Annotated in this window: 26 protein-coding genes; 9 read left to right on the forward strand and 17 right to left on the reverse strand. The window is 65.2% G+C overall.

Going from position 1 to position 25,527, the window contains the following annotated elements:
• Nucleotides 1–17 precede the first annotated feature (17 nt).
• Genes ENE74_RS02410 through ENE74_RS02420 form a run of 3 tightly spaced genes read right to left on the reverse strand, consistent with a single transcriptional unit; the run spans nucleotide 18 to nucleotide 2,091 of the window.
• The gene (locus ENE74_RS02410; RefSeq protein WP_127689527.1) at nucleotides 18–773 is read right to left on the reverse strand and encodes a DsbA family protein; all 756 of its coding nucleotides are present in this window, start codon (nucleotides 771–773) and stop codon (nucleotides 18–20) included.
• 51 nt (nucleotides 774–824) lie between these two features.
• The gene (locus ENE74_RS02415) at nucleotides 825–1,508 is read right to left on the reverse strand and encodes a thioredoxin domain-containing protein (RefSeq protein WP_127689528.1); all 684 of its coding nucleotides are present in this window, start codon (nucleotides 1,506–1,508) and stop codon (nucleotides 825–827) included.
• Between the two features lie 25 nt (nucleotides 1,509–1,533).
• The gene (locus ENE74_RS02420) at nucleotides 1,534–2,091 is read right to left on the reverse strand and encodes a DUF721 domain-containing protein (RefSeq protein ID WP_127689036.1); all 558 of its coding nucleotides are present in this window, start codon (nucleotides 2,089–2,091) and stop codon (nucleotides 1,534–1,536) included.
• Between the two features lie 26 nt (nucleotides 2,092–2,117).
• Here ENE74_RS02420 and mutY point away from each other — a divergent pair, with 26 nt between their 5' ends.
• Genes mutY through ENE74_RS02440 form a run of 4 tightly spaced genes read left to right on the forward strand, consistent with a single transcriptional unit; the run spans nucleotide 2,118 to nucleotide 6,034 of the window.
• The gene (gene mutY, locus ENE74_RS02425; protein WP_127689037.1) at nucleotides 2,118–3,227 is read left to right on the forward strand and encodes an A/G-specific adenine glycosylase; all 1,110 of its coding nucleotides are present in this window, start codon (nucleotides 2,118–2,120) and stop codon (nucleotides 3,225–3,227) included.
• Nucleotides 3,203–4,492 carry a serine hydrolase domain-containing protein gene (locus tag ENE74_RS02430; RefSeq protein ID WP_241241781.1) on the forward strand — a complete coding sequence of 430 codons (1,290 nt, stop codon included), beginning with the start codon at nucleotides 3,203–3,205 and terminating at the stop codon, nucleotides 4,490–4,492. Before mutY ends, ENE74_RS02430 begins: the two co-directional genes overlap by 25 nt.
• Nucleotides 4,489–5,406, forward strand: coding sequence for an NAD(+) diphosphatase (gene nudC, locus ENE74_RS02435; protein ID WP_127689038.1), 918 nt, complete (start codon nucleotides 4,489–4,491; stop codon nucleotides 5,404–5,406). The genes ENE74_RS02430 and nudC overlap by 4 nt, the downstream gene beginning before the upstream one ends.
• Nucleotides 5,407–5,410: 4 nt before the next feature.
• Complete coding sequence (locus ENE74_RS02440; RefSeq protein WP_127689039.1) at nucleotides 5,411–6,034, forward strand: TonB family protein; 624 nt, start codon at nucleotides 5,411–5,413, stop codon at nucleotides 6,032–6,034.
• Nucleotides 6,035–6,037: 3 nt separating this feature from the next.
• Here the strand turns inward: ENE74_RS02440 and ENE74_RS02445 are convergent, their stop codons facing one another.
• Nucleotides 6,038–7,444 (reverse strand): amino acid permease, encoded by a 1,407-nt coding sequence (locus ENE74_RS02445; protein ID WP_127689040.1) that lies wholly within the window; start codon nucleotides 7,442–7,444, stop codon nucleotides 6,038–6,040.
• A 286-nt stretch (nucleotides 7,445–7,730) separates the two neighbouring features.
• On the opposite strand from ENE74_RS02445, the gene ENE74_RS02450 reads away from it, so the two are divergent.
• Nucleotides 7,731–9,077, forward strand: coding sequence for a TldD/PmbA family protein (locus ENE74_RS02450; RefSeq protein ID WP_127689041.1), 1,347 nt, complete (start codon nucleotides 7,731–7,733; stop codon nucleotides 9,075–9,077).
• 7 nt (nucleotides 9,078–9,084) lie between these two features.
• A complete protein-coding gene (locus tag ENE74_RS02455) occupies nucleotides 9,085–9,876 on the forward strand; it encodes an inositol monophosphatase family protein (RefSeq protein WP_127689042.1) in 792 nt (263 codons plus the stop codon).
• Between the two features lie 148 nt (nucleotides 9,877–10,024).
• Here ENE74_RS02455 and ENE74_RS02460 read toward each other — a convergent pair whose 3' ends face one another.
• From ENE74_RS02460 to ENE74_RS02495, 8 genes are all read right to left on the reverse strand, one after another.
• The gene (locus ENE74_RS02460) at nucleotides 10,025–10,990 is read right to left on the reverse strand and encodes a phytoene/squalene synthase family protein (RefSeq protein ID WP_127689043.1); all 966 of its coding nucleotides are present in this window, start codon (nucleotides 10,988–10,990) and stop codon (nucleotides 10,025–10,027) included.
• 52 nt (nucleotides 10,991–11,042) lie between these two features.
• A complete protein-coding gene (locus tag ENE74_RS02465) occupies nucleotides 11,043–11,624 on the reverse strand; it encodes an LOG family protein (RefSeq protein ID WP_127689044.1) in 582 nt (193 codons plus the stop codon).
• Between the two features lie 130 nt (nucleotides 11,625–11,754).
• Nucleotides 11,755–13,236, reverse strand: a complete 1,482-nt coding sequence (locus tag ENE74_RS02470; RefSeq protein WP_127689045.1) for a phytoene desaturase — start codon at nucleotides 13,234–13,236, stop codon at nucleotides 11,755–11,757.
• Nucleotides 13,236–14,408: a lycopene beta-cyclase CrtY gene (gene crtY, locus ENE74_RS02475; protein WP_127689046.1), complete on the reverse strand. Its 1,173-nt coding sequence runs from the start codon at nucleotides 14,406–14,408 to the stop codon at nucleotides 13,236–13,238. Before crtY ends, ENE74_RS02470 begins: the two co-directional genes overlap by 1 nt.
• A 185-nt stretch (nucleotides 14,409–14,593) precedes the next feature.
• Nucleotides 14,594–16,786, reverse strand: a complete 2,193-nt coding sequence (gene purL, locus ENE74_RS02480; RefSeq protein WP_127689047.1) for a phosphoribosylformylglycinamidine synthase subunit PurL — start codon at nucleotides 16,784–16,786, stop codon at nucleotides 14,594–14,596.
• Nucleotides 16,787–16,844: 58 nt separating this feature from the next.
• Nucleotides 16,845–17,795 (reverse strand): CDF family Co(II)/Ni(II) efflux transporter DmeF, encoded by a 951-nt coding sequence (gene dmeF / locus ENE74_RS02485; protein WP_338142972.1) that lies wholly within the window; start codon nucleotides 17,793–17,795, stop codon nucleotides 16,845–16,847.
• Nucleotides 17,796–17,797: 2 nt separating this feature from the next.
• Nucleotides 17,798–18,073 carry a metal/formaldehyde-sensitive transcriptional repressor gene (locus ENE74_RS02490; protein ID WP_127689049.1) on the reverse strand — a complete coding sequence of 92 codons (276 nt, stop codon included), beginning with the start codon at nucleotides 18,071–18,073 and terminating at the stop codon, nucleotides 17,798–17,800.
• A 172-nt stretch (nucleotides 18,074–18,245) separates the two neighbouring features.
• Nucleotides 18,246–19,010 carry a methyltransferase domain-containing protein gene (locus ENE74_RS02495; protein ID WP_127689050.1) on the reverse strand — a complete coding sequence of 255 codons (765 nt, stop codon included), beginning with the start codon at nucleotides 19,008–19,010 and terminating at the stop codon, nucleotides 18,246–18,248.
• A gap of 74 nt (nucleotides 19,011–19,084) precedes the next feature.
• On the opposite strand from ENE74_RS02495, the gene ENE74_RS02500 reads away from it, so the two are divergent.
• The 3 genes from ENE74_RS02500 (at nucleotide 19,085) to bfr (ending at nucleotide 21,145) form a co-directional block, all read left to right on the forward strand.
• On the forward strand, nucleotides 19,085–20,329 hold the full coding sequence (locus ENE74_RS02500) for a DUF418 domain-containing protein (RefSeq protein WP_127689051.1): 1,245 nt from the start codon (nucleotides 19,085–19,087) through the stop codon (nucleotides 20,327–20,329).
• Between the two features lie 62 nt (nucleotides 20,330–20,391).
• Nucleotides 20,392–20,562 carry a (2Fe-2S)-binding protein gene (locus ENE74_RS02505; protein WP_127689052.1) on the forward strand — a complete coding sequence of 57 codons (171 nt, stop codon included), beginning with the start codon at nucleotides 20,392–20,394 and terminating at the stop codon, nucleotides 20,560–20,562.
• 103 nt (nucleotides 20,563–20,665) lie between these two features.
• The gene (bfr, locus tag ENE74_RS02510) at nucleotides 20,666–21,145 is read left to right on the forward strand and encodes a bacterioferritin (protein WP_127689053.1); all 480 of its coding nucleotides are present in this window, start codon (nucleotides 20,666–20,668) and stop codon (nucleotides 21,143–21,145) included.
• Between the two features lie 60 nt (nucleotides 21,146–21,205).
• Here the strand turns inward: bfr and ENE74_RS02515 are convergent, their stop codons facing one another.
• From ENE74_RS02515 to ENE74_RS02535, 5 genes are all read right to left on the reverse strand, one after another.
• On the reverse strand, nucleotides 21,206–21,610 hold the full coding sequence (locus ENE74_RS02515; RefSeq protein ID WP_127689530.1) for an Hpt domain-containing protein: 405 nt from the start codon (nucleotides 21,608–21,610) through the stop codon (nucleotides 21,206–21,208).
• Between the two features lie 130 nt (nucleotides 21,611–21,740).
• Nucleotides 21,741–21,986, reverse strand: coding sequence for a sulfurtransferase TusA family protein (locus ENE74_RS02520; RefSeq protein ID WP_277601346.1), 246 nt, complete (start codon nucleotides 21,984–21,986; stop codon nucleotides 21,741–21,743).
• Between the two features lie 9 nt (nucleotides 21,987–21,995).
• Nucleotides 21,996–23,372: a ribosome biogenesis GTPase Der gene (gene der, locus ENE74_RS02525; RefSeq protein WP_127689054.1), complete on the reverse strand. Its 1,377-nt coding sequence runs from the start codon at nucleotides 23,370–23,372 to the stop codon at nucleotides 21,996–21,998.
• Between the two features lie 105 nt (nucleotides 23,373–23,477).
• Complete coding sequence (locus ENE74_RS02530; protein WP_241241783.1) at nucleotides 23,478–24,806, reverse strand: outer membrane protein assembly factor BamB family protein; 1,329 nt, start codon at nucleotides 24,804–24,806, stop codon at nucleotides 23,478–23,480.
• On the reverse strand, nucleotides 24,796–25,500 hold the full coding sequence (locus tag ENE74_RS02535; RefSeq protein WP_127689532.1) for a tetratricopeptide repeat protein: 705 nt from the start codon (nucleotides 25,498–25,500) through the stop codon (nucleotides 24,796–24,798). Before ENE74_RS02535 ends, ENE74_RS02530 begins: the two co-directional genes overlap by 11 nt.
• Nucleotides 25,501–25,527: the final 27 nt, after the last annotated feature.

Genomic DNA, 25,527 nt, shown 5'->3' on the forward strand with positions numbered 1-25,527 from the left:
TGCCCCCCGCGCGCCAATCAGACGCCCGCTTCCTTGAGCTTCGTCCGCAGGACTTCCCATGTCGTCGCATTTTCCACGACGCTGTCGTTGATGAGCAAGGTGGGTGTGCCGCTGATATTGTATTTTTCGGTGGCCGTCTGAACCGACGACGCCAGTTTTTCGGCGGCGGCACTGTCTGCCAGGCACTGCTTGCCCTGATCCTGAGCGATCCCGCGCTGCATGGCGAACTCAAGCAGGCCGGTGCTGGTGGCGAGCGATACGAAACGCTGCTGCGGCGGCGCAGCCATCGCCGCCTGATACGGCCCCTCGCCCATGGCCTGCACCTTTTCGAACATCGCGGGCTGATTGGCGAAAAACTGTTCAGACAGCGGGAAGAACGGTCCCGGGCCGCTGCACCGCGCCAGCAACGCCATCGTCATATCGAGTGGATCGCGCACATAATTGCGCAGCTCGAAACTCACTTTCCCGCTGTTGACCATTTCCCGCAATTCCTCGGCGGATTGCTTGGAGAAATCGGCGCAATGGCTGCATGTGTAAGACGCAAACTCGGTCACCTTGACCGGCGCATCGGGGTTGCCCATGCGAAAGCCGCCATCGGGCGTCGCGGCAACCGTATCGGCCCAGGTGGTGCCCGCAGGGGCCGCCACAGCCGCAACGGGGGCACCGCTGGGCGCGGTGGTGTTGCCACCTTCCTTCGAGCCACAGGCGGCAAGCGACAGGGCAAGGGCAGCGGCGGCCAGAGCAGAGGGGGCAGAGCCGTTCAGCAATTTCATCGAAAGCATGTCCATTTTCATGAGAAGATGTATCTCGCCACCCGATGTAATTCAGTTGGCCTCGGCAGGCAACGCAGCCCGCAGCGTAGCCCAGGTCGACGTGTTGGCCAGCAGCTTTCCGTTCAGGGTGAAGCCGGGCGTCCCGCTGATCTTGACGCCTTTCCACGCGTCGTCGGTCATCGCCAGCACCTGCTTCATCGCGGCCGGACTGGCGATGCAGGCGTCGAGCTGAGCCGGTTTGAACCCGCGCTTGGCCATGAGGGCATAAAGACCGGTCTTGCGACCGATATCCTTCATGACATCGGTGTTCGACTGGCCGGCGATCGGATTCTGGTTCGCCGCCTCATAGGCTTCGATCTGCGGGAACCAGGCCGTTTGATTGGCGAACAGCGCCTCGTGATTGCCGAAGAAGCGCGCCGGGCCGCCGCAGCGCGCCAGCATGGCGGCGGTCAGGTCATAGCGGTCGCGCACGGCGTTGCGCACCTCGACACTCGTCTTCCCGCCCCGCACCCAGCCCGATTTCAGCGGTGCTGAGGATTCCGCCACGAAAGCCGCGCAATGATTGCAGGTGTAGCTGACATATTCGACGACTTTTGCCGGGGCCAGCGGATTGCCCATCACATGGCCACCCAGCGGCGAGAGCGTGATCCTGCTCGTCCAGTCCGGGGCCTGCTGCGCCAGCGCGGTGCCGGGCAGCAGGGCGAGAAGACCGAAAAGGAACGCGCGCTTGTTCATCACATGCTGTCTCTGCACAAAAGGATCAGCCGATCTTGGGCAATCCGCTGGAATTGGCAAGCCCCTGCGCCAGCGATTCGAGCACGGCGCGCAATTCCGGGTCGCCGATGTCGCGCAGCGAATCGCCAAGCTCCACCGGCACGGGGCGCAGATTTTTGGGCGGCGGACTGCGCAGCGGTGCGCGCGGCTCGACATGGCCCTGCCGCATCGTCACCTTCGCAACGGCGGCATAGCCGAAGAAGCGGTTCACCCGCGTGATGATGTCCGGCAGCATATGTTGCAGCATCGGGGCATGGCCGCTCGATACCGTGAGCGTCAAGGTGCCGCCCGCTTTCTGTCCGACGGGAAAGCGGATCGATTCGGGCACGCAGATATCGGCATGGTCGCGCCCCACGATGTCGGCCCAGCGGGTGACGATGCTCGACTGCACAAAGCCGAACTTGCGGAAGGCGGCGCGGCCGATATCGGGCATCAGGTCGGCGATCGCGCGTGGCCCCATGGCGCGCGGGCGCTCTTCGGCCGGGGCCTTGCCATGCTTGCCTTTGCCGACCTGCGTCTTTTCCGGTGGAGGGCGTTCCGTCATCGTCCGCTTCATGGCATAGCCCGGCCATGCCCGTCGAGAGCGCATCGGTCGCCGACCGACTCCTGCACTATTATGATTGCCATGCGCGCCGCCTGCCCTGGCGTGCGCCACCGGGGACGAACGCGACCGATCCTTATCGGGTGTGGCTGTCCGAAGTGATGCTGCAACAGACGACGGTGGCGGCGGTCATCCCTTATTTCGAGGCGTTTACGGCACGCTGGCCGACGGTCGCCGATCTGGCCGCGGCCGATGATGCGGCATTGATGAGCGCATGGGCCGGGCTTGGCTATTACGCCCGCGCGCGCAATCTGCTGGCCTGTGCGCGCGTCGTGGCGCGTGAGCGTGGCGGGCGTTTCCCGTCGAGCGAAGCCGAATTGCGCGGCCTGCCCGGCGTCGGTGCCTATACGGCCGCCGCGATTGCCGCGATCGCCTTTGGCGCACGGGCCGTGGTGGTCGATGCCAATGTCGAGCGGGTGGTCGCCCGGCTGTTCGCGATCGCAACGCCGTTGCCGGCTGCCCGCGCCGAGATCCGGCAGCGCACGGACGCCATCACGCCCGAAGCACGCGCCGGGGATTTCGCGCAGGCGATGATGGACCTTGGCGCGACCATCTGCACCGTGCGCAATCCGGCCTGCGGCATCTGCCCGCTGCGCGAGACCTGCGCGGCCTTCGCGACCGCCGATCCCACAGCTTTTCCGTTGAAGGCCGCAAAAAAGGCCCGGCCGCAGCGCAGCGGCGATGTCTGGTGGATCGTGCGGGACGACGCCGTCTGGCTGGAGCGGCGACCCGCCAAGGGGTTGCTGGGCGGCATGCGCGGCCTGCCGACGTCGGCCTGGATTGCAGACGCATCCCCGACACCAAAGCCGACGACTTCGATACAGGTCCCTATAGGGGCCCCGATCGGCGGGCAATGGGACAGGCTGCCCATGCCCGTGACCCATGTGTTCACCCATTTCGCGCTGTCACTGACCGTACATATCGGCACGGCAGATAGCGATTGCACTATGCCGGGCGACGGGGAATGGTGGCCGCTTGCCGCGATCGGCGACGCGGGGCTGCCGACCCTGTTCGCGAAGGTCGCCGATGCCGTGATGAACAGAGAGGACGCCTTATGTCGACGACTGCCGCAGCCATGAGCCTGACCATCGACCGGCGCAGCCTGCTGCGCGGCGCGACACTGCTGGGCGCGGGCGCTGCCTTTCCGCTTGCCGCCCTGGCAAGGACGCCTGCGGAAAGCTGGCCCGGATTACAGGGCCTCATCGACGGCTATGTCGCGCAGCGCCGCTTTGCGGGCGGTGTCATCGCCGTGGGACGGGGCACCGCCGCGCCGGACTATCTTTCGGGCGGCACGATCGCCAGCGACTCGCCGGTGAAGGCAGACCCCGACACGCTCTGGCGCATCTATTCGATGAGCAAGCCGATTACGGGGATGGCGGCGATGATCCTGATCGGCGAAGGTAAGCTGCGTCTCGACCAGCCGATCGCCGATTTCATCCCCGGTTTTGCCAGCATGCGGGTGCTGACCAGCCCGGACAGCAGCCTCGACGCCGTACCCGCAAAGGCGCAGATCACCGTCCGCCATCTGATGACGCATACGGCGGGCCTGGGCTATACGATCGTGACTACCGGGCCGCTGCTGGCCGAATATCAGCGCCTCGGCCTTTATGCCTTCATCGCCTCGCGCGCGCCCCTGCCCGGCCAGCCGCCGATGGTGCATGCGCCAAGCCTGAAGGATTTCGCCGACCGGCTGGCCACCCTGCCGCTGGTCGCCGAACCGGGCACCCGGTGGAGCTATTCGGTCGGGCTGGACGTGCTCGGTAGGGTCATCGAAGTCGCGTCCGGCCAGCCGTTCGACGCGTTCCTGCAATCCCGCATCTTCGATCCGCTGAAGATGACGAGCACGGGCTTTACGGTGACGAAGGACAATGCCGCGCGGCTCGCCACCAATTATTATCATGCCGGTCCGGTGACCTTGCCGGTCGATCCCGGCGCGACGTCCATCTTCCTCGATCCCCCGCCGTTTCCGTTCGGCGGTGCCGGGCTGATTTCCAGCGCGCGCGATTACGACCGCTTTCTTGCCATGCTGGTCGGCCTCGGCACGCTGGACGGCACCACGATCATGGCCCCGGAAACCGCGCGGCTCGGCATGTCGAACCTGCTGCCACCCGTCGTGCCGACGGACACGGCGATGTTGAAAGGGCGTGGCTTTGGCGCGGGCGGGCGCGTGACGCTGACTGGCCCCGGCACCGGCAGCTTTGGCTGGGCGGGCGCGGCGGGCACGGTGGGCTTCGCCGATCCGGTGCGGCAGGTGCGCGCGGGCGGATATGCCAATTACATGCCTGCCGAAAGCATCCGCTGGCAGGCCGATGTCCCAGCGGCGGTGTACAAGGCGCTGGCGTGATCGCGGCGACCGCTGCGGTTCCCGGTTTCGTCGGCGGCACGCTCGATCGCGCCGATCAGGTGCGCAGCGATCCCGTGCGGCTCGCCGAAGCCTTTGCCGACCGGCGCGCGCGGATGCTCCTGCTCGACGGGCTGGACCCGGTGGTGGATGGCGCGGCGATCGCGACCGCCTCTTTGCCCGAGGACGCCGAGCCGACCGATTTCGTTCTGCTGGGCATCGGCGCGGCCGGACCTGTCTTCGCGTACCTCGATCCCGCGCTTGGCACCGCCGCGACCTATGCGCCGAAGGTGTGGGCCATCGCCCCGCTGCTCAGCCCCGACCAATTGGCACTCTACGGCACGGCGCGCAGCCTGATCGACTGGCATGCGCGCCATGGCTTCTGCGCGCGCTGCGGCACGCCCACCGTCCCGTCCAAGGCGGGCTGGGCGCGGCGCTGTGGCGGCGGCACGCTCAGCGGCAGCGAAAGCGAGCAGCGCGGCTGCGGCGCGGAGCATTTCCCGCGCGTCGATCCGGTGACGATCATGCTCGCCGAACATGACGGCCGCGTGCTGGTGGGGCGCCAGCCCCGCTTTCCCGCCGGGCGCTATTCCGCGCTGGCGGGCTTTGTGGAGCCGGGCGAAACGATCGAGGAAGCCGTCGCCCGCGAATTGTGGGAGGAAGCCGGGATCGTGGTAGAGAATGTCCGCTACGCCATGAGCCAGCCCTGGCCCTTTCCTTCCTCGCTGATGATTGCCTGCGTGGCCACCGCGCGGGACGACGCGCTGACGATCGACATGACCGAGATCGAAGATGCGATGTGGGTGACGCGCGACGAGGTGCGCGCGGCCCTGGCGGGCGAGGCAGGCGCGCGATTTTTGGCACCGCCGGAAATGGCCGTGGCCTATCATCTGTTTCGGTTTTGGCTGGGGGAGTGAAGCTATGATGATGATGGCTTTGGCGCTAGCTGCAACGGGAATACAACTTGCCCAACCGAAAGGTCATCCTGAACGGTGGATCACCGATAGCGATTATCCGGCAACTGCAAAAAGCCGCGGTGCTGTAGGCCAAACGCGTTTTCGTATCGCGGTTTCACCCGAAGGCAAACCGGTACTATGTGATATTGTCGCGAGCAGCGGACACAGCGATCTTGACCAACAAACATGTGCATTGATGATGCACAGATCCGAGTTTTCACCAGCCAAAACAGCGGATGGCCAGCCAGTTTACGCCACCTTCAAGTCGAGAGCGATTTGGCGCCTTCCCAGCAGGCCGCGACCCGCAGTCGAGCAGATAGCGGACTTGGCCTTAACAGTGGCCACACTACCAAAGTCTGTCAAAAATCCCGCCAACGTGCTGGTCGCGCTTCTGGTAAAGGCCGACGGCACAATCGCAGAGTGCAAACCTAGCGAAAATCCGAATGACGTCGAAACAGTTGCGAGGCTCGGTAAGGTGGCATGTCAGCAGGCGGTCGCCCTACTCAAGCCGCCAGCGATGTTAAATGCCCAAAAAGAACCGATCCTCTCCGTTCAGGGCTTCATGGTCAGCTTTTCGACAGCCCCCTGAGATTTAACGCGCCCGCCCCAATAAGCTCCGTCGCCGTCCATAGCCGAAATACAGCACCAGCCCGATCACGTTCCAGATCAGGCAGGCCATCAGCGTTTTCGTCGGCAGGCTGGCGAAGAGGTAGAGGCAGCCGCCGATTGCGCCGAGCCCGACGACCCAGGCGAAGGGCACGCGGAACGGGCGGCGCATGTCCGGCGCGCGGCGGCGCAGCACCAGCATGCACGCGCCGACGGCGGCGAAGGCGATCAGCGTCCCGGCATTGGCCAGCGCAGCGATTTCATCGATCGGCAGCAGCCCGGCGAGCACCGCCACCAGCACGGCGGTGAGCAGCGTGATCCGCACCGGCGTCCCGCGCTTCGATATCCGGGCGAGGCCCACGGGGAGGAAACCGTCGCGCGCCATGACCAAAAAGATGCGCGACTGGCCGTAGAGAAAGCCCAGCAGCACCGTTGGCAGCGCGATGATCGCGGCGATGGCGACGATCCGCGCGACCTGCCCCTGCCCCATTTCGCGCAGGATCAGTGCCAGCGGCTCCGGGCTGTCGGCAAAGCGGGTGAACGGCAGCGCCCCGACGGCGGCGGCCGCAACGAAGATGTAGATGAGGGTGCAGGCGATCATCGATCCCACGATGCCGATCGACAGATCGCGTTCCGGGTTCTTCGTTTCCTCCGCCGCCGTGGAAATCGCGTCAAAGCCGTAGAAGGCGAAGAAGATGATCGCCGCCGCCGCCATCACGCCACGCTCCACCCCGTCCGGTCCCATCGTCTTGGCAAAGCCGAACGGCATGAACGGTTCCAGATTGGAGGGATCGAAGGCCGGGAGCGTGAAGAAGACAAACAGGCTGAGAGTGGCGATCTTGATGACGACCAGCGCGGTGTTGAGCCGTGCGCTTTCCCGCGTGCCCATGCACAGCAGCAGCGCGACGACGGCGATGATGAAGATGGCGGGCAGATTGACGATGCCGCCCAGCGCCGGGCTGGCCGTAAACGCGACCGGAAAGCCGACGCCTGTGAGCAGCGGCGCCGCATAGCCTGACCAGCCGACCGCGACGGTCGATACGACAAGCGAATATTCCAGGATCAGGCACCAGCCGACGATCCAGGCGACCAGTTCCCCCAGCACCGCATAGCTGTACGTATAGGCGCTGCCGGCCGTCGGCATCAGCGTCGCCATTTCGGCATAGGCGAGGGCGGCGCAGGCGCAGATCGCGCCCGCGATCGCGAAGGACAGCAACACGGCGGGACCGGCGCGATCGACGCCGACACCGATCAGCGTCAATATGCCCGTGCCGACGATCGCCCCCACGCCCAGCGCCAGCAAATGCGGCCAGGACAGCGTCGGCACCAGCCGATGCTCCGCCGCCGTCGCCACCAGGCTGTCGATCGGCTTGCGCCTGTTCCAGTCGGCCATGTCTGCTCCCCGTGCTTCGTCATTATGTTGCCGATACGCGCACGATAGCGAGGGATGCTGGATTGCGCGAGACTCATAAATCCTCCCCTGGCAGTGGAGGGGGACCGCGCCGAAGGCGTGGTGGAGGGGTGTCCCGCTATCGATAGGGTAATACCCCTCCGACAGGGCTGCGCCCTGCCACCTCCCCTTGCAGGGGAGGATTAGCTAGCCCTCCCACATTGCACCTGTCCCCCCGGCCCGCTAAGGCGCGGGGTCATTCCCCCTCAGCACAGAGTTCCCCTGTTTCATGCTCAGCCTAGACGAAGCCCAGAAGCGCGCCGAAAATCTGGTCGAGGCCGCCCGCAAGGCCGGGGCGGATGCCGCCGACGCGATCTATGTCTGCAACGCCAGCACCAATGTTTCGGTGCGCTTGGGCGCGCTGGAGGATGTCGAGCGGTCGGAAGGCGAGGAAATCGGACTGCGCGTGTTCGTCGGCCGTCGCTCGGCAACCGTCTCGGCTTCGGACATGAACCCTGCCAGTCTTGCGACACTGGTCGATCGCTGCATCGCCATGGCCGGGCAGGCGCCCGAGGATGCCTATGCGGGCCTTGCCCCCGAAGACCGTCTGCTGCGCAAGAAGCCCGCGAGCCTCGACCTGTGCGACAAGGGCGAGCCTGACCCCGCCGCGCTGAAGGAGCGTGCGCTGGAGGCGGAGGATGCCGCGCGCGCAGTGCCCGGCGTCACCAACAGCGAAGGCGGCGGTGCGTCGTCCGGCCGCACGCAGGTCGCGCTGGCCACCAGCCATGGCTTTGCAGGCAGCTATGCGGGGACCAGCCATGCGACCTATGCCAGCGTGCTGGCGGGCGAAGGTGCCGACATGCAGCGCGACCACGCCAGCCACAGCGTCCGCCATCTGATCGATCTGGACGATGCGGAGACCATCGGCAACAAGGCAGGGCAGCGCGCCGTCGCCCGCCTCAATCCGATCAAGGTGGAAAGCGGGCAGATGCCCGTCATCTTCGATCCGCGGGTCGGGTCGAGCCTGATCGGCCATCTGGTCGGCGCAATCACGGGACCGGCGATCGCCCGTCGCTCCAGCTTCCTGCTCGAACGGCTGGGGGAAGCGATTTTCGACAGCCAGGTGACGATCATCGACGATCCCCTGCGCGAACGCGGCCTGCGATCCCGTCCGTTCGACGGTGAGGGCCTGCCTACGCAGCGCCGCGCGCTGATCGAGGCCGGCGTGCTGACCGGCTGGCTGCTCGACAGCGCGTCGGCCCGGCAGCTAGGCCTTGAACCCACGGGCCATGCCAGCCGGGGCAGCGGCGGCGCACCCGGCGCGGGGCCAAGCAACGTCCATATGGAAGCGGGCAGCGCGACACCGGGCGATCTGATGGCGGATGTGACGCGCGGCCTGTATGTCACGGACCTGATCGGCATGGGCGTCAACGGTGTGACGGGGGATTACAGCCGGGGTGCCTCGGGTTTTCTGATCGAGAATGGCGGCGTGGTGCGCGCGGTGGCGGAAATCACCATAGCGGGCAATCTGATCGACATGTTCCGCAATCTCGTGCCGGCCAATGATCTGCATTTCCGCTATGCGACGAATGTGCCGACGATCCGCATCGACGGGATGACGGTGGCGGGCGGCTGAGAACCGAATGCGCGACGGACTTTTCCGGCAGACGATCGACGCGGTAATGCAGGCCGCCGACCATGCGCTGACCCTGTGGGCGGGTGGCAAGACGCAGGTGGAGCGGTGGGAGAAGACGCCCGGCGAAATGGTGTGCGACGCCGACATGGACGTGAACGCAATGCTGAAAAGCGCGCTGTTTGATCTTGCGCCGGACGCAGGCTGGCTGTCGGAGGAAACCGCGGACAGCGCCCATCGCCTGGGCACCGACCGCGTGTGGGTGGTCGATCCGATCGACGGGACGCGCGATTATCTGCGCGGGCGTGACGGCTGGGCAGTATCGGTGGCGCTGGTCGAATATGGCCTGCCCCGCTTCGGCATATTGGCAGCACCTGCCCGCAACGAGCTGTGGCTGGCGCAGGCCGGGCAAGGCGCGACGCGCAACGGCCGGACACTCGTGGCCAGCACACGGACGCAGCTTCCCGGTGCGCGCGTCCCCGCCGATACGCTGCCCAAGGCGGACCGCGACCTGACCGCCGTTGCCAAGCCCAACAGCATCGCGCTGCGCATGGCGATGATCGCGGCGGACGAGGCGGACCTGCTCGCCACGATCCGCTGGGGCAATGAATGGGACATCGCCGCCGCCGCCCTGATCGCGATGGAGGCAGGCGCGGCGGTGAGCGACGCGCTGGGCCGCCCCCTGGGCTTCAATAACGCAAACCCGACGGCGTTCGGCGTGCTATGTTGCGCACCGGGCATCCATGCCGCGGCGGTGGAACGGCTGGAACCGCGGGCGCGCGAGATATTGGGGCGGGGGTAGCCCTACTCCCTCTCCCCTTTAGGGGAGAGGGCCGGGGAGAGGGGGATGTTAGCAAACGCCTACTTCACGTTCTCCTGCGAAAGCAGGAGTCCAGATTCGCTTGGGATGCGTCCAGAACCCTGGACTCCTGCTTTCGCAGGAGAACAATCTATGACCGTTCTCTTGTCCACAACCCCACTCGTGCCGCATCCGCAGGCCATTTCCGTGCCCGCCCCCGCGCCTGCATCGCCGCCTTCGCGACCCAGCCGACTTTTGCCGCCTTGCTGGTGAAAACCCGGTCGGTGAGCGCCGCTTCCCCGCGCCGCGCCACTTCGCGCGCAATATCGCCATAGATCCCCGCCGCCGACAGCACCGCCCAGGCGCTCCGATAGCCGAGCGCGCCGGTGCCGTGCCGCGCGCTATCCTCATAGGCCGCTGCCATCAGCGCCAGCCGATGCTGCAATGCCGCTAGTCTTCCGCGATCCGCCATCAGCGCGTCCGGCGCAATCCCCGCCTCGGCCAGCCAGTCGCGCGGCAGGTAGCAGCGCCCCGCCCCCGCATCTTCCGCAACGTCGCGCGCGATATTGGCGAGCTGGAACGCCAGCCCCAGATCGCAGGCGCGATCCAGCGTCGCGTCGTCATCCGGGTCGACGCCCATCACCACGGCCATCATCAGGCCCACCGCGCCCGCGACATGATAGCAATATTGCAGCAGGTCGTTTTCCGTCTGCGGTCGCCAGTCCGCCGCATCGAGTGCAAAGCCTTCGATCAGATCCCAAGCGAAGCGATGCGGGATGCGACATTCGGCAACGACCACGCCCAGCCCGTCGAACGCCGGATCGCCGGTCGGCTCGCCGCGCAAGGCCGCGTCCGTGAGGGTACGGATCGTCGCCAGCCGGGTCTGCGCATCTTCGACCAGCGCCATGGTGCCGCCATGGTCCTGCCCATCGGCCAGATCGTCGCACTTGCGGCACCAGGCGTAGAGCAGCCAGGCGCGTTCGCGGGTCTGGCGATCGAACAGCTTGGACGCGAGTGCAAAGGATTTGGAGCCGCGCGCGATGCTTTGGGCGGCGTGAGCGACCAATATCCCCCTCCCGCTTGCGGGAGGGGTTAGGGGAGGGGCTGTTACGGACATGATAGGAAGCCAAATGCCCTCCCCCGCCCCGTCCCGCAAGCGGGAGGGGAGGTTAAAGCTGCGCCGCTTTCATGCGGAAGATCGTTTCATGCGGCTGATAGGCCGCCATCGCCACCAGCAGCGTCTCGATCGTTTCGGCCTGCACGATGATCCGGGCATGCGCCGGGCGGATGAAGCCCGTATCGATCATGTGCCGGTTGAACGCGATCAGATGGTCGTAAAAGCCCGCCGCATTGAGCAGCCCGACCGGCTTTTCATGATAGCCAAGCTGCGCCCAGCTTACCGCTTCCCACAATTCGTCCATGGTGCCGACGCCGCCGGGCAAGGTCACGAAGCCGTCCGACAAGTCCGTGAACAGCGCCTTGCGCTCATGCATATTGGCAACGATGCGCAGGTCCGTGCAGCCGCGGTGCGCCACTTCCACGCCGACCAGCGCCTGCGGGATCACGCCGATCACTTCGCCGCCCGCATCCAGCGCCGCATCGGCCACTGCGCCCATCAGCCCCAGCCGCCCGCCGCCATAGACGACACCGATGCCCTGCGCCGCGAGCGTCCGCCCGACATGCCGCGCGGTTTCGATATAGGCGGGATCGGCAGGCGTGGCGGAGCCGCAATAAACGGCAAGGCGTTTCATATCTCCCCCTCCCCTTCAGGGGAGGGGGCCGGGGGGAGGGGAATGTAAGTTATGATCGCGAGCGTTGGCGGCGTTACATGCCCCACCCCAACCCCTCCCCTGAAGGGGAGGGGCTTTTCAGCAATCCCCATCATAGCATATCCTCGACCATCAGCGCCGCCGTCGCCTTCGCGCTGCCGACGACGCCGGGAATGCCTGCGCCCGGATGCGTACCCGCGCCGACGAGATAGAGGTTGGGGATCACATCGTCGCGATTATGCGCGCGGAACCAGGCGCTTTGCGTCAAAAGCGGTTCCAGGCTGAACGCGCTGCCCAGATGCGCGTTCAGATCGCGCCCGAAATCATTGGGCGCATAATGGAACTGCGTCACGATCCGTTCGCGGATATCCGGGATCAGCCGCTTCTCGATTTCGCCCAGGATGCGGTCGGCATAGACCGGCCCCATCTTGTCCCAGTCGATCGGCAGCTTGCCCATGTGCGGCACCGGCGAGAGCGCGTAGAAGCTGGAGCAGCCCTCCGGCGCCATCGACGGATCGGTGACGGTCGGATGGTGCAGATAGAGCGAGAAATCCTGCGCCAACACGCCATGCTGATAGATGTCCTTGAGCAGCCCGTCATAGCGCGGGCCGAACAGGATCATGTGATGCGGGATGCCCGGCCATGTCCCCTTGATCCCGAAGTGGACAACGAACAGCCCCGGCGACCATTTCTTGCTGGTCAGCTTTTGCGCCTGCTTCCTGCCGCGCGGATGCTTGGCCAGAAGATCGCGATAGCTGTGCATCAGGTCCGCGTTGCTCGCCACGGCATCGGCTTCGCCGCGCCAGCCGCTCGCGGTGCGCACGGCGGTCGCCCGGTCGCCCACCGTCTCGATCTCGACCACCGGATCGCCCACGCGCATGGTGCCGCCGATCCGCTCGAAATGGGTCGCCATGCCCGCGACCAGCCGGTTGGTGCCGCCTTTGGCGAACCAGACGCCGCCGTCCTTCTCCAGCTTGTGAATGAGGGCATAGATCGCGCTGGTGTTCATCGGATTGCCGCCGACCAGCAGGGTGTGGAACGAAAGCGCCTCGCGCAGCTTCTCGTTCTTCACGAAGCTGGAGACCATAGAATAGACCGACCGCCACGCCTGATATTTCGCCAGCGCGGGCGCGGCCTTTATCATCGAGGCGAAATCGAGGAACGCAACCGAACCCAGTTTCTCGTATCCTTCGTGGAACACGCCAGCGCTATATTCGAGGAAACGTTCATAGCCTGCAATATCTTCGGGATCGAGCTTGCCGATTTCGCGGCGCAGCGACACTTCGTCGTTGGAATAATCGAAATTGGTCCCGTCCGGCCAGTTGAGGCGATAGAAGGGCATCACCGGCATCAGGGTCACATCCTGCGCCATGTCGTGACCCGACAAACGCCACAATTCCTGAAGACAGTTGGGATCGGTGATGACGGTCGGCCCGGCATCGAAGACAAAGCCGTCCTTTTCCCAATAATAAGCGCGGCCGCCGGGCCGATCGCGCCCTTCCACCAGCACCGTCTGGATTCCCGCCGATTGCAGGCGAATGGCAAGCGCAAGCCCGCCGAAACCGGCGCCAACGACGATAGCTTTTTTCTGCATTACGATCCCCGGCGCATCAGTGTCTTTATCGCTCTCGTTATGGGGACGGGTGGCCGTCCGCACAAGATGCGCCCCTTGTCATACAGTGTCGAGCGGCCCGCGTAGAACCGCTCGATCAGCGCGGGCGAAAGCGAATAGAAACGCTGGAAGATGCGATAACGTGCCGCCGGTTCCGCCGCGAAGAACAGGATCGTCCCGAGCATTCGATAATAGCCCGCGCTCGCCCAGTGCGCCTTGGCGAAGCTGCGACTTTCGGTTGCGAGTGCCGCGCCGCCCATCGGCCATTTGTCCGCCACATGCAGCGCGAACGCTACGGCATCGGGCAGGGAATAGCCGGTCATGGGGTGGAAGATGCCGCCCCGCACCCCGGCCCGCGCCACGGCATCCCCCTGCGGCCAATAAGCGTCGAAATCCCCGCCATGCACCACCGGCAGCACGCCGGTTTCCTCATGCTCGACTGTCTCGACCGTCCATCCCTGCGCCGCGGCATAATCGGCGATCCGGGCGCGGATGGTCTCGACCGGCAGATCGGGGCCGTCGCTGTAATAGGTATCCTCGACGAAAATCCGCTGTGCGTCGATCGGCAGCAGATAGACGAAACGATATCCGTCGATCTGCGGCACGGTGGCGTCCATGATGACCGGCCGGGTCAGGCCGTGCGGTGCGGCAAGGTTCAGCCTTTGCCCAACGAACTTCTGCCACCCGCATTTCAGCACCGAAAGATCGCCGCCGCCGCGCGCGTCGATCATCGATTGCGCCGCGATCTCCCGCCCGTCGGCCAGCATAACGCTTGTCGGCGACAGCGCGGTGGCGCTGCCCTGCACGATGGCATCGCCCAGCACGGCGCGCAGATGCCGGTCGAAACTGTCCGACGTGATGCTGTTGTACGGTGTCGAGAGCGTCCGCCGATATTGGGGAAAGCGCACGTCATGCCCCCCGTCCCAGCGATGCGCGATCATCGGATCGATCAGCCAGCGGTCACCGTCCGGCACATCGCCGTCGAAGAACGACCAGACATGATTGCCGCCGACGTTGCGGTCCTTCTCGACCAGCAGGATTCTCGCTTGCGGATGCTTGGCCCGCACCGCCAGCGCAATCAACCCGCCGGAAAGCCCTCCCCCGATAATGGCAAGATCGCAGGACAGGCTGTTGGGGGGCGGCGCATCGGACATCACTCTGCCCTAGCGGGTGGAGCGCGGCGCGGGAAGGGGGTGGTGTTGGCGGTAATCCATTCTACACAATCGTCATGCTGAACTTGTTTCAGCATCCATTAGCTCTGACGTCGCAATGACGCCCATAGGCCAGAGCTAATGGACCCTGAACCAAGTTTAGGGCGACGAAGTATATGGGTGAACCGTCACCCGTCCATCAGTGCCGGGAAAAAGCCTTCGTGCGCGGTGCGGATGTCGGCGAGTGATATCGCGCCACCATTCAGCACGATCGCATCGCCGCCGGTCGTGCCGATACGCGTCACTGCAATGCCCGCCGCCTGGATCACGTCCGCCGCGCCGCTGGTCACGACATAGCGCGCCTGATCCTCGCCGAACGCCGTCAAATGATCTCCGATGTCCTTCAGCGTCGCACCGATGCCGCCCGCCAGCGCCATCTCGGCAATCGCCACCAGCAGGCCGCCGTCGGACACATCATGCACCGCGCTCACCTTGCCCTGCGCCACCAGATCGCGGACGAACGCGGCATGCGCCTTTTCCTGTGCCAGATCGACGGGCGGCGGCGGGCCGTCCTCGCGGCCATGGATTTCGCGCAGCCAGAGCGACTGGCCCAGATGGCCGTTGCTCGCGCCGATCACGAAGATCACCTCGCCCTCAGCCTTGAACGCCACCGTCGCCATCTTCGCAATGTCGTCCAGCACGCCCACACCGCCGATGGCAGGGGTCGGCAATATCGCACTGCCCCCGCCGGTCGCCTTGCTTTCGTTATATAGCGACACATTGCCGCTCACGATCGGGAAGTCGAGCGCGATGCAAGCCTCGGAAATCCCCTCCAGACAACCCACGATCTGCCCCATGATGTCGGGCCGCTGCGGGTTGGCGAAATTGAGGCAGTTGGTCACCGCCAGCGGCAGCGCGCCGACCGCGCTGATATTGCGATAGCATTCCGCGATCGCCTGCTTGCCCCCTTCATAGGGGTCGGCATAGCAATAGCGCGGGGTGCAGTCGGTGCTCATCGCCAAGGCGCGGCTGGTGCCGTGGATGCGGACCACGGCCGCGTCGCCACCGGGCGCCTGCACGGTATCCGCGCCGACCTTGTGATCGTACTGCTCCCATATCCAGCGGCGCGAGGCGATGTCCGGGCTGGCCATCAGTTTGAGCAAATCCGCAGCGATGTCGGTGCTTTCTGGAATGTCGCCGAGCGGCGCGGGCTTGGGCGTCGGCACATGCGGCCGGTCATAGAGCGGCGCATCGTCCGCAAGCGGCGCCAGCGGAATATCGCACACTGTCTCGCCATGATGCACCAGCACCATGCGGCCCGTGTCGGTCACTTCGCCGATCACCGCGAAGTCCAGTTCCCATTTGTGGAAAATCGCTTCGGCAAAGGCTTCCTTGCCGGGTTTCAGCACCATGAGCATCCGTTCCTGCGATTCGGACAGCATCATTTCATAGGCCGTCATGCCGGTTTCGCGCTGCGGCACCTTGTCCATGTCGAGCCGGATGCCGACGCCGCCCTTGCTCGCCATTTCAACCGAGGAGGAGGTCAGACCCGCCGCGCCCATGTCCTGAATGGCGACGATCGCGTCCGACGCCATGAGTTCGAGACACGCCTCGATCAGCAGCTTTTCGGTGAAGGGATCGCCGACCTGCACCGTCGGACGCTTGGCGTCGCTGTCCTCGCCGAAATCCGCGCTCGCCATGGTCGCGCCGTGGATGCCGTCGCGCCCGGTCTTGGATCCGACATAGACGATCGGGTTGCCGACGCCCGACGCCGCCGAATAGAAAATCTTGTCCTGCTCCGCGATGCCCACGGTCATCGCGTTGACCAGGATGTTGCCGTCATAGGCCGGGTGGAAGTTCACTTCGCCGCCGACGGTCGGCACACCCACGCAATTGCCATAGCCGCCGATGCCGCGCACGACGCCGGAAATCAGGTGGCGCATCCGGGGATGATCGGGCCGACCGAAGCGCAGCGCGTTCATGTTCGCCACCGGCCGCGCGCCCATGGTGAACACGTCGCGCAATATGCCGCCCACGCCGGTCGCCGCGCCCTGATAGGGTTCGATGTAGCTGGGGTGATTGTGGCTTTCCATTTTGAAGATGGCGGCGAGCTTCGTGCCGTTCGGCCCTTCGCCGATATCGATCACGCCCGCATTCTCGCCGGGGCCGCAGATGACCCAGGGGGCGCTCGTCGGCAGTTTCTTCAGATGGATGCGGCTTGATTTATAGCTGCAATGTTCCGACCACATGACGGAGAATATGCCGAGCTCGGTCATGTTCGGCTCACGCCCCAGCGCGTTCAGCACGCGGGCATATTCCTCCTCGTTCAAACCATGTTCGGCGACGATTTCCGGGGTGATCTGGGGCGTGGTGCTGGACATGGCGCGCGTTTAGCGGGACGACGCAATTTGAGCAACCGGCATTGGGCCAGCTATTGGGCTATCCGGCCACACACTCCACCGTGACATGCGCCATGCCGGGCACGGCCATGACGGCGGCGCGCAAGGCCGGAAGATCGGCCGACGTGCCCAGGCTGATGATGGCGGCGTGGGCATGCGGGCCGATACGCCAGACGTGGAGGTCCGCGATCGTCGCGCCATGCCCTTCCGCCAGTGCGCGGACCCGCGCCATCAGCTGCGGTTCTGCCGTGTCGAGCAGGATCGCGGCGGTATCGCCCATCAGGCTCCAGGCCCATCGCGCGATGACGACTGCGCCCATGATGCCGATCGCCGGATCGAGCCAGACCCAGCCGAGATAGCGCCCGGCCAGCAGCGCGGCGATGGCGAGGACAGACGTCAACGCATCGGCAAGCACATGGATATAGGCCGCGCGCAGATTATTGTCGCGATGGCCGTGCGTATCGACGGCATGGTCATGGCCATGCGGATCATGATGATGCGCGTGGCCGTGAGCATGGCCGTGATCCTCCGCCAACATCAGCGCGCTGACGATGTTGACCGCCAGTCCGACGATCGCGACCAGCGTGGCTTCGCCGAAATCGACCGTGACCGGATCGCGCAACCGCATCGCCGATTCAAGGGCGATGCCGACCGCCACGACGCCCAGCATCAGGGCAGAGGCGAACCCGGCGAGATCGCCGACCTTGCCCGTGCCGAAGGTAAAGCGCGGATCGCGCGCATGAACACGGGCATAGCGATAGGCGAGCGCCGCCACCCCCAGCGCACCGGCATGCGTCGCAATGTGAAAGCCGTCCGCCAGCAAGGCCATGGAGCCGGTCCACCAGCCCGCGACAATTTCCACCACCATCGTCGCGGCCGTCAGCCAGACGACCAGCAGCGTCTTGCGCGCGTTACGATCATGACCGGCGGCAAGGTAGATATGATCGAAATAATGGCTGTGTTCGCCTTCGTCGACCGGCGCGCGTTCCATCGTCATTTCCCGTATCGGCGGATGATCGCCAGCAATTCTTCGGCGGCCGCCGCCCGCGCCGCATCGGTAAGGCCGGGCCGGGCCATATGCTCCCGGACATGGCTTTCGATCAGTTCCTCCATCAGTCCGCCGATGGCCCCGCGCACCGACGCGACCAGTTGCAGCGTGGTCGCGCAATCGGCCTCTTCATGAAGCTGCCGCTCGATGGCTGCCACCTGCCCGGCGATCCGCCGCACCCGCGCCAGCAACTTGTCCCGGTCTGCCACATGATGTCCCATAGCATAGTCCCCTATACTATTTAATTGCCATGGGAAAGCCCGCGATACGGGCCGTGCGGGCGTCACGGGCCAAGGTGTCGGCGATCAATCGCGTCGAACATGCATCTTGTGTTTCCCTGCTTTCGCGGGGGAACAAGACATCCCTCCCCGAAGAGGATGATCGCCGGGGGGATTACAGGCGCGTCACCCGACCGAACAGCACATGATAGGCGTCGCTGCCGCCCTGCGTATCGAACGCCTTCATGACGCACCGTAATGCAGGCGGCGAAAGCGGCCCGCGGCCCGGTATCGGCACGACTGCGCCGATGCCTTTCAGATGCGCCACCAGCGCCCGGCCGCTGCCCCAGGCCACCGGATAGGTTTCGTCGAAGGCAAAGCTGTCGGCATAGGTTGCGAGCATCGCGCGCAATTCGTCCAGCGTCGGATAGTCGGGAACACCCGCTTGCACGCCGCAGGCATTGTGCGCCGCCCGCCAGGCCGCGAAACTCCCCGCACCCATGGTCGAGAAGATCAGCCGTCCGCCGGGCCGCAGCAGCGCGACGAGCCGCGCGATGGCCTGCGCCAGATCGTCGAACCACTGAAAGGCGAGGCTGGAGAGGATCAGGTCGAAATGCGGTTCGTCGAACACCGGCCGCTCGCCGTCCATGACCATGAACGTGCCCGCGACCATGCCGCCCCGTGCCGCCTGCGCCACCATCGGTGCGGCAAGGTCCGTGGCGACCAGTGTCGCGCCCGGCCAGCGCAGGCCGATTTCGCGCGTCAGCAATCCGGTGCCGCAGCCGATTTCCAGGATCCGCGCGCCGCCCGGCAGGCGCACCAATCCGGCCAGGTCCGCAACGGCGCGGGCTGCATAGCGCTGCACCGGTGCATGCGCCTCATAGCCTTCCGCCGCTGCGCCGAACGCGGCTGCGATCCGATCCTTGCGAGTCTGTCCCATGGCGTGCCTGTGACAGAACCGCCCGCGCGGTGAAAGAGGATGGCGCTGGCTGCGCGAGGCGATATGAGGACAGCATGACACCGACCGAAGATCGCCTGCTCCCGATCGACGCACTGCGCGGCTTTGCCGTGCTGGGGATAGTGCTGCTCAACATCATCGGCTTTGCGATGCCGGAAGCCGCCTATATCAATCCGGCGGCCTGGGGAGGCACCGGGCCAGCCGATATCGGTGCCTGGTTCCTGGCCTTTGTGCTGTTCGACGGCAAGATGCGTGGCCTGTTCTCCCTGCTGTTCGGCGCGTCCATGCTGCTCATCATCGAGCGGGCGGAACTGGCGGGGCGCGACGGCCGCCGTGTCCACATCATCCGGGCGGCCTGGCTGTTCCTGTTCGGCATGCTGCATTTCGTGTTGCTGTGGTGGGGCGACATATTGATGGCCTATGCGCTGGTCAGCCTCATTGCGTGGCTGTTCGTCGGCAAGGAACCGGCGGCGCTGCTCAAATGGGCCTTTGGTGCCTTTCTGTTGCATTTCCTGTTCGTTGGCGGGGTGATGGCGAGCGCCTATGCCTATCGCCACGCCATATCGCTACCATCCGCCACGCCGGACATGATCGAAGGCTATCGGGCAATGGTCGACAGCTTCGGCGCGCCGGGCAATCCCGAGATCGCGCGCGAGGTGGCACTCTACCGCTCGGGTTTCGGGGCGATCGTGACGGCCTCGCTGGCGGCCCTGCCTGGGCAATTCGGGACGCTGGTCTATTTCCTGCTCGACACTTTGGGCTTCATGCTGCTCGGCATGGCGATGCTGAAAGGCGGATTCCTCACCGGGCGCTGGCCGATCGACCAATATCGCGCCGTCGCACGCCGCTGCTTTCTGGTCGGTCTGCCGCCCGCAACTGGGCTGGCGATCTGGGTCGTCGCATCGGGCTATGATCCGCTGGTGGCATTCGGCACCGCCTTTGCCTGGTCCTTTCCGTTCCGCATCCCGCTTACGGTCGGCTATGCGGCGCTGTTCATGGCGCTGATCCTCGCCGCACCCCGTCATCCGCTCGTGCGGCGCATCGCCGCTGCGGGGCGGATGGCCTTCACCAACTATCTGGGCACCAGCCTGGTGATGTGCGCCGTCTTCTACGGCTGGGGGCTGGGTCTTTATGGCCATGTCGGTCGCGCGCAGGCCTATCTGTTCGTGCTGGTCATGTGGGCGCTGATGCTGCTGTGGTCAGAACCCTGGCTGATGCGCTTCCGCTATGGCCCGCTGGAATGGGTCTGGCGTTCGCTCGCGCGCGGATCATTGCAGCCAATGCGACTGAATCGCACTTAGGCCGAAGTTTACTATTGCGACCTATTAGCAAGAACGCTATTTCTGTGTTTCAGGAGAGCGCAATGGTCGTCTGTATCTGCAATGCGATTCGCGAAAAGGACCTGCGGGAGGCCGCACGCGAAGGCTGCGACACGCCATGCAGCGCCTATGCCCGCTTTGGCCGCCGCCCCAAATGCGGTCAGTGCGTGCCGTTTGCGCGAACCATTATCGCTGCCGAGCGCGCTACTGCCTGACGTTCTCAATTGAAAAAATGGCGGATTTCCGCCGTTTTTCACATGACTTCGCCGCACTCCCGCTCTATGACAGTGGCGTAACACGCAGTCTGGAGCATATCCCATGAAGGGCGACCCGAAGGTCATCGACTATCTGAACGAAGTGCTCAAGAACGAGCTTACGGCGATCAACCAGTATTTCCTGCACTATCGCATCCTCAATCACTGGGGCGTCAAGAAGCTCGCCAAGTTTGAATATGAAGAGTCGATCGACGAGATGAAGCATGCCGACAAGCTGGCGGAGCGCATCCTGTTCCTCGACGGCCTGCCCAATTTCCAGCTGCTCGGCCGCCTGAAGGTCGGCGAGACGGTGGAGGAAATCCTGAAATCCGACCTCGATCTGGAATATGAGGCGCTGCCGCCGCTCAAGGACGGGATCGCCTATTGCGAATCCATCCGCGACTATGTGACGCGCGACCTGTTCCAGCATATCCTCGAAAGCGAGGAAGAGCATATCGACACGCTGGAAACCCAGTTCGAAATGATCGAGCGCATGGGCCTGCAGAATTACATCCAGCTCCAGTCGGAACCTGCGGAGGACTGACGGCAGTACAGATTGCGGCGGACGATGCTGTGCCCCGGTGAAAGCCGGGAAGCGATAGTCTTACAGCCGCGAAAGCCGTTGCACGGGCTCGATCCGCCGCCCGAAGCCGCCGGGGCGGCGCGTGACGAGGGGGTTGCTGTCCCGTTCCAGCGCGGCGAGCGTTTCGGTGAAACAGCCGCGCAGGCCGACCACGATCTCGACCAGCTCGTCCGGGCTTTCATGATATTCGACGCAGCGGCGCGCGACCATTTCGATCTGCTCGGCCATGTCCCCCAGCCGTTCCGCACCAAATTGGCGCGATTCGCCTTTCAGCGTATGCGCCGGGATCACCAGCGCGGCGGCATTGCGCGCGCGCATGCCTTCCTCGATCGCCGCGACGGATTTCGTCCCGTCCTCGCGAAAATAGCCGAGCAGGCGCACGAAACCGCTGCCCAGTTCCGTCCGCGCCCGGATGAAATCGGTCATGTCGATAAGCGGGGTATCGAGAAATGACACGGCGCATGCTCCTGACGGGCTGCCCCTTATGCAGCCACTTGCACCACCTGTAATATGCGAACGGTAAATGGACGGTTAAATCGCGGAAAACAAACCTGTTTCAGATTGGACTATCGCATCGGCCTACCCGCGTGAGGTGAAATGCGGGGCTGCGCGCGTCATCCAGGGCAAGGAACGCCCATCCCTGCTGCGCGCACAATGCCGCCAGTTCGCCCGCTGCCATGGGATCGTCCGCCAGCACGACAACCGACTCCAGCGTCCGCATCGCCCGTGCGGCGCGCAGCGCGGGCCATGGGCAACGCATGCCGCGCGCATCGATTTCAGGCGTCTGGTCGGTGGTAGGCACCCGGCAGCGTCAGTTGTCGTAGGGATTTTTGGTACTGCGCAGCGTCAGCCGCACCGGCACCGCGCCAAAGCCCAGTTCCCGCCTGATCCCGTTCACCAGATAGCGGCGATAGCTTTCGGGCAATATGTCGAGCCGGGTGCCGAACAGCACGAAGCTGGGCGGACGCGTCTTGATCTGCGTGATGTAGCGCAGCTTGATGCGCTTGCCGCCGGGTGCGGGCGGCGGATTGGCCTCCAGCGCCGTTTCGAACCAGCGGTTGAGCGCCCCGGTCGAGACTCGCTGCGACCAGGCCGTGCGCGTTTCGAAGGCGACGCGGATCAGATCGTCGATGCCCTTTCCGGTGATGGCCGACACCGTCATGATCGGCACGCCGCGCACCTGCGCCAGCCCTTCGTCCAGCGCCTTCTTGATCCCCTGGTACAACGACGAACCGTTTTCCGACACGTCCCATTTGTTGATGGCAATCACCAGCGCCCGGCCCTCTTCCAGCACGCGGTCGGCGATGCGCAGATCCTGCGCCTCCAGCCCCAAGGTCGCGTCGAGCAGCAGCACCACGACTTCCGCGAAGTTGACGGCGTTGAGGCCATCGGCGACCGCCAGCTTCTCCAGCTTGTCCTGCACCTTCGCTCGCTTGCGCATGCCCGCCGTGTCGATCAGGCGCACGATCCTGTCCTCGCCTTCGGGCGAGGTCCAGGTCCAGTCGATAGCGATGCTGTCGCGGGTGATGCCTGCTTCCGGGCCGGTAATCAGCCGTTCCTCGCCAAGAATGCGATTGATGAGCGTCGATTTGCCGGCATTGGGTCGTCCCACGATCGCGAGCTTCAGCGGCGCGCTTTCATCGTCCTCGTAAAAGGCGGGCGGATCGTCGGGGGTGTCGGTCTCGTCCTTTTCGAGATGCGGGCGCAATGCCTCGAACAGTTCGACAAGCCCCTGTCCGTGCTCCGCGGACAATTCGACCGGCGCGCCGAAGCCCAGGGCGAAACTCTCCAGCACACCGTCGTCGCCTGCCTTGCCCTCCGCCTTGTTGGCGACGAGGACGACCGGCGTATTGCCGCCGCGCAGCCAGCGGCCGATTTCCTCGTCCAGCGGATTGACGCCCTCGCGCGCGTCGAACATGAACAGGGCCACGTCCGCCTCGGCCACAGCCGCTTCGGTCTGCTGGCGCATCCGGCCGGGCAGGCTGTGCGGGTCTTCATCCTCGTAACCGGCGGTATCGACCACGCGGAAATCCATGCCGACCAGCGTGGCGTCGCCCTCGCGGCGGTCGCGCGTCACGCCGGGGCGATCGTCGACCAGCGCCAGCCGCTTGCCGACCAAGCGGTTGAACAGCGTCGACTTGCCCACATTGGGCCGCCCGACAATGGCTACGGTGGGCAGCTTCGCCACGTCACATCCCTTAAAAACACATATCTGAAAAGCAAATGCCGCCCGGTCCGCGCCACCGTGATGGACGCGGGCCGGGCGGCCATATCTATAGGGCCTTGGCCCCGATTATCGCAATGCCGTCAGCCTGCCGTCATCCGCCAGCAGATAGAGCATGTTGTTCGCAACCACCGGTGAGAGCGACATGGAACGGTCCATGTCCTGGGTCGCCTGCACCGTGCCGGTCGCCGGATCGACATAGGCCATGTCGCCTTGCGTGGAAACGAGGATCAGGCGCCCGCCCGCAAGCACCGGCCCGGTCCAGCGGATCGCCCCGGTCTTCTTCTTTTCCTTGCGCCAGCGGCCAAGCTGGCTGATCCAGCGGATCTTGCCGGTCGCCCGCGCCACGCACAGCAGCTTGGCATCGCTGGTCACGACGAACAGCCATTCGCCAGCGACCCAGGGCGTGGAGATGCCCGCAATATTGATTTCCCAAAGCCGCTGGCCGGTCACCAACTCGTAGGACGCCATGCGCCCGCCCTCGCCGATCGCAAACACGCGGCCCCGGTCGATCACCGGATCGGCATCGATGTCGGTCAGCGAGGCGACCGCCGTCGAAATGCTGGTGCGCGAGAGCGCATCGCCCCACAAAGTTCGTCCATTTTCATAGCGATAGGCATTGAGCTCGCCCGAGCTGTATCCCGCGATCACCGTACCCTGCGCCGCCGCCGGGGCCGCGACGCCGAACACCGCCGTCACCTGCAGCGTCGCGGACTCGGTCCACTGGGTTTCGCCATCGCTCTGGTTCAGGGCGAAAATCTGATTGTCCTGGCTCATGACATAGGCATGACCGTTGGCCAGCGTGGGTGCGCCGCGCAGCGGACCGCCGGGACGCTTTTTCCAGATGATCGCGCCATCGGCGACATTGAGCGCGGCGACATCGCCCACGCCCGTCGACGCATAGACCCGGTCGCCCACCACGCTGACACCGCCGCCGAACAGCGAACGGCCATTGCCTTCGGCAGGCAGAGATGTTGCCCACAGACGGGCCCCGGTCTGCGCATCCATGGCGATCACGCGTGCGTCGGCGTCGATCACGAACAGCTTGCCGCCCGCCACGACCGGCGAGGCCGCCAGCCGGGCGCGCGGCGTGCTGCCTGCGATGGTGGCCGTCCAGGCCTGCTGCGGCTGCGCGCCCAGCGCGACATGGCCCATGGCCTTCGACGGATCGCCGCCGTGCTGGCTCCATTCGGTGTTCACATAGGATTCCGGCAGCGTCACCACCACATCGGCCAGCGCGGGATCGACTTCGACCCCCTGCTCGCTGGTCAGGATCGATGTCCGCTTGCCGACCACGGGCGTCTTGGGTCCGCCCTTCTTGCCACCGACGATACCGCAGCCGCCCAGCAGGGCGATGGCGGCAAGTATCGTGCCGCCCTTCAAGAGCCTATTGCGCATCCGTGCCGCCATCCTTGTTGTCTTCGATCGCATCGATCCCCAATAAGCCTGCCATCTGTCGCGCGCGTGAACGGATGGTTTCGGGCACCTGAGCGTCCTTGGCTACCGCGGCGAATATCGGCCCCGCCAGATCGGGCTTGCCCATTTTCATATAGGCGATCGCCGTCATTTCTCCTGCGCTGCCAAACCACGGATCGCCCGCGACCGCCAGCGGTTTCAACCGGGCAACGATGTCCGCAGGCTTCAGGCCGTCAAACTCCAGCGCGGTCTGCCGCACCAGCGCCAGATCGCGATAGGGCTGATCGAGCGCCCCGTCGGCCGCCATCGCCTTGTAAAGTGCGATCGCCCCGGCGCGGTCGCCCTTTTGCGCCGCCACCGCCGCTTTGGTCAGTTGCGCCGCCGCCCGATAGCCGGGCTGGTCGGCATCCGCGATCGCCTGCAACTGCGCGGCATTCGGCGTGCCACCGGCGACCACCGTATCCAGCAGCTTGCCCAGTTCTTCCGCCGTCGCGCCCGCCGCCTGCGTGCTGCGATGATCCCAGTAGAGCCATCCCGCCAACGCGATCAGCCCGGCGACGATCGCGCCGATCACCCAGCGGCCATAGCGCGTCCAGAAACCGACCATCCGGTCCTGCCGGACGGCATCGTCCACTTCGCGAAGAAAGGCTTCATTGGATTGTGGCGAAACGGCCAACATCACTCTCCGAAATCACGGCCGACT

This window comes from Sphingobium algorifonticola, assembly GCF_004005485.1.
Taxonomy (GTDB): Bacteria; Pseudomonadota; Alphaproteobacteria; order Sphingomonadales; family Sphingomonadaceae; genus Sphingobium; species Sphingobium algorifonticola.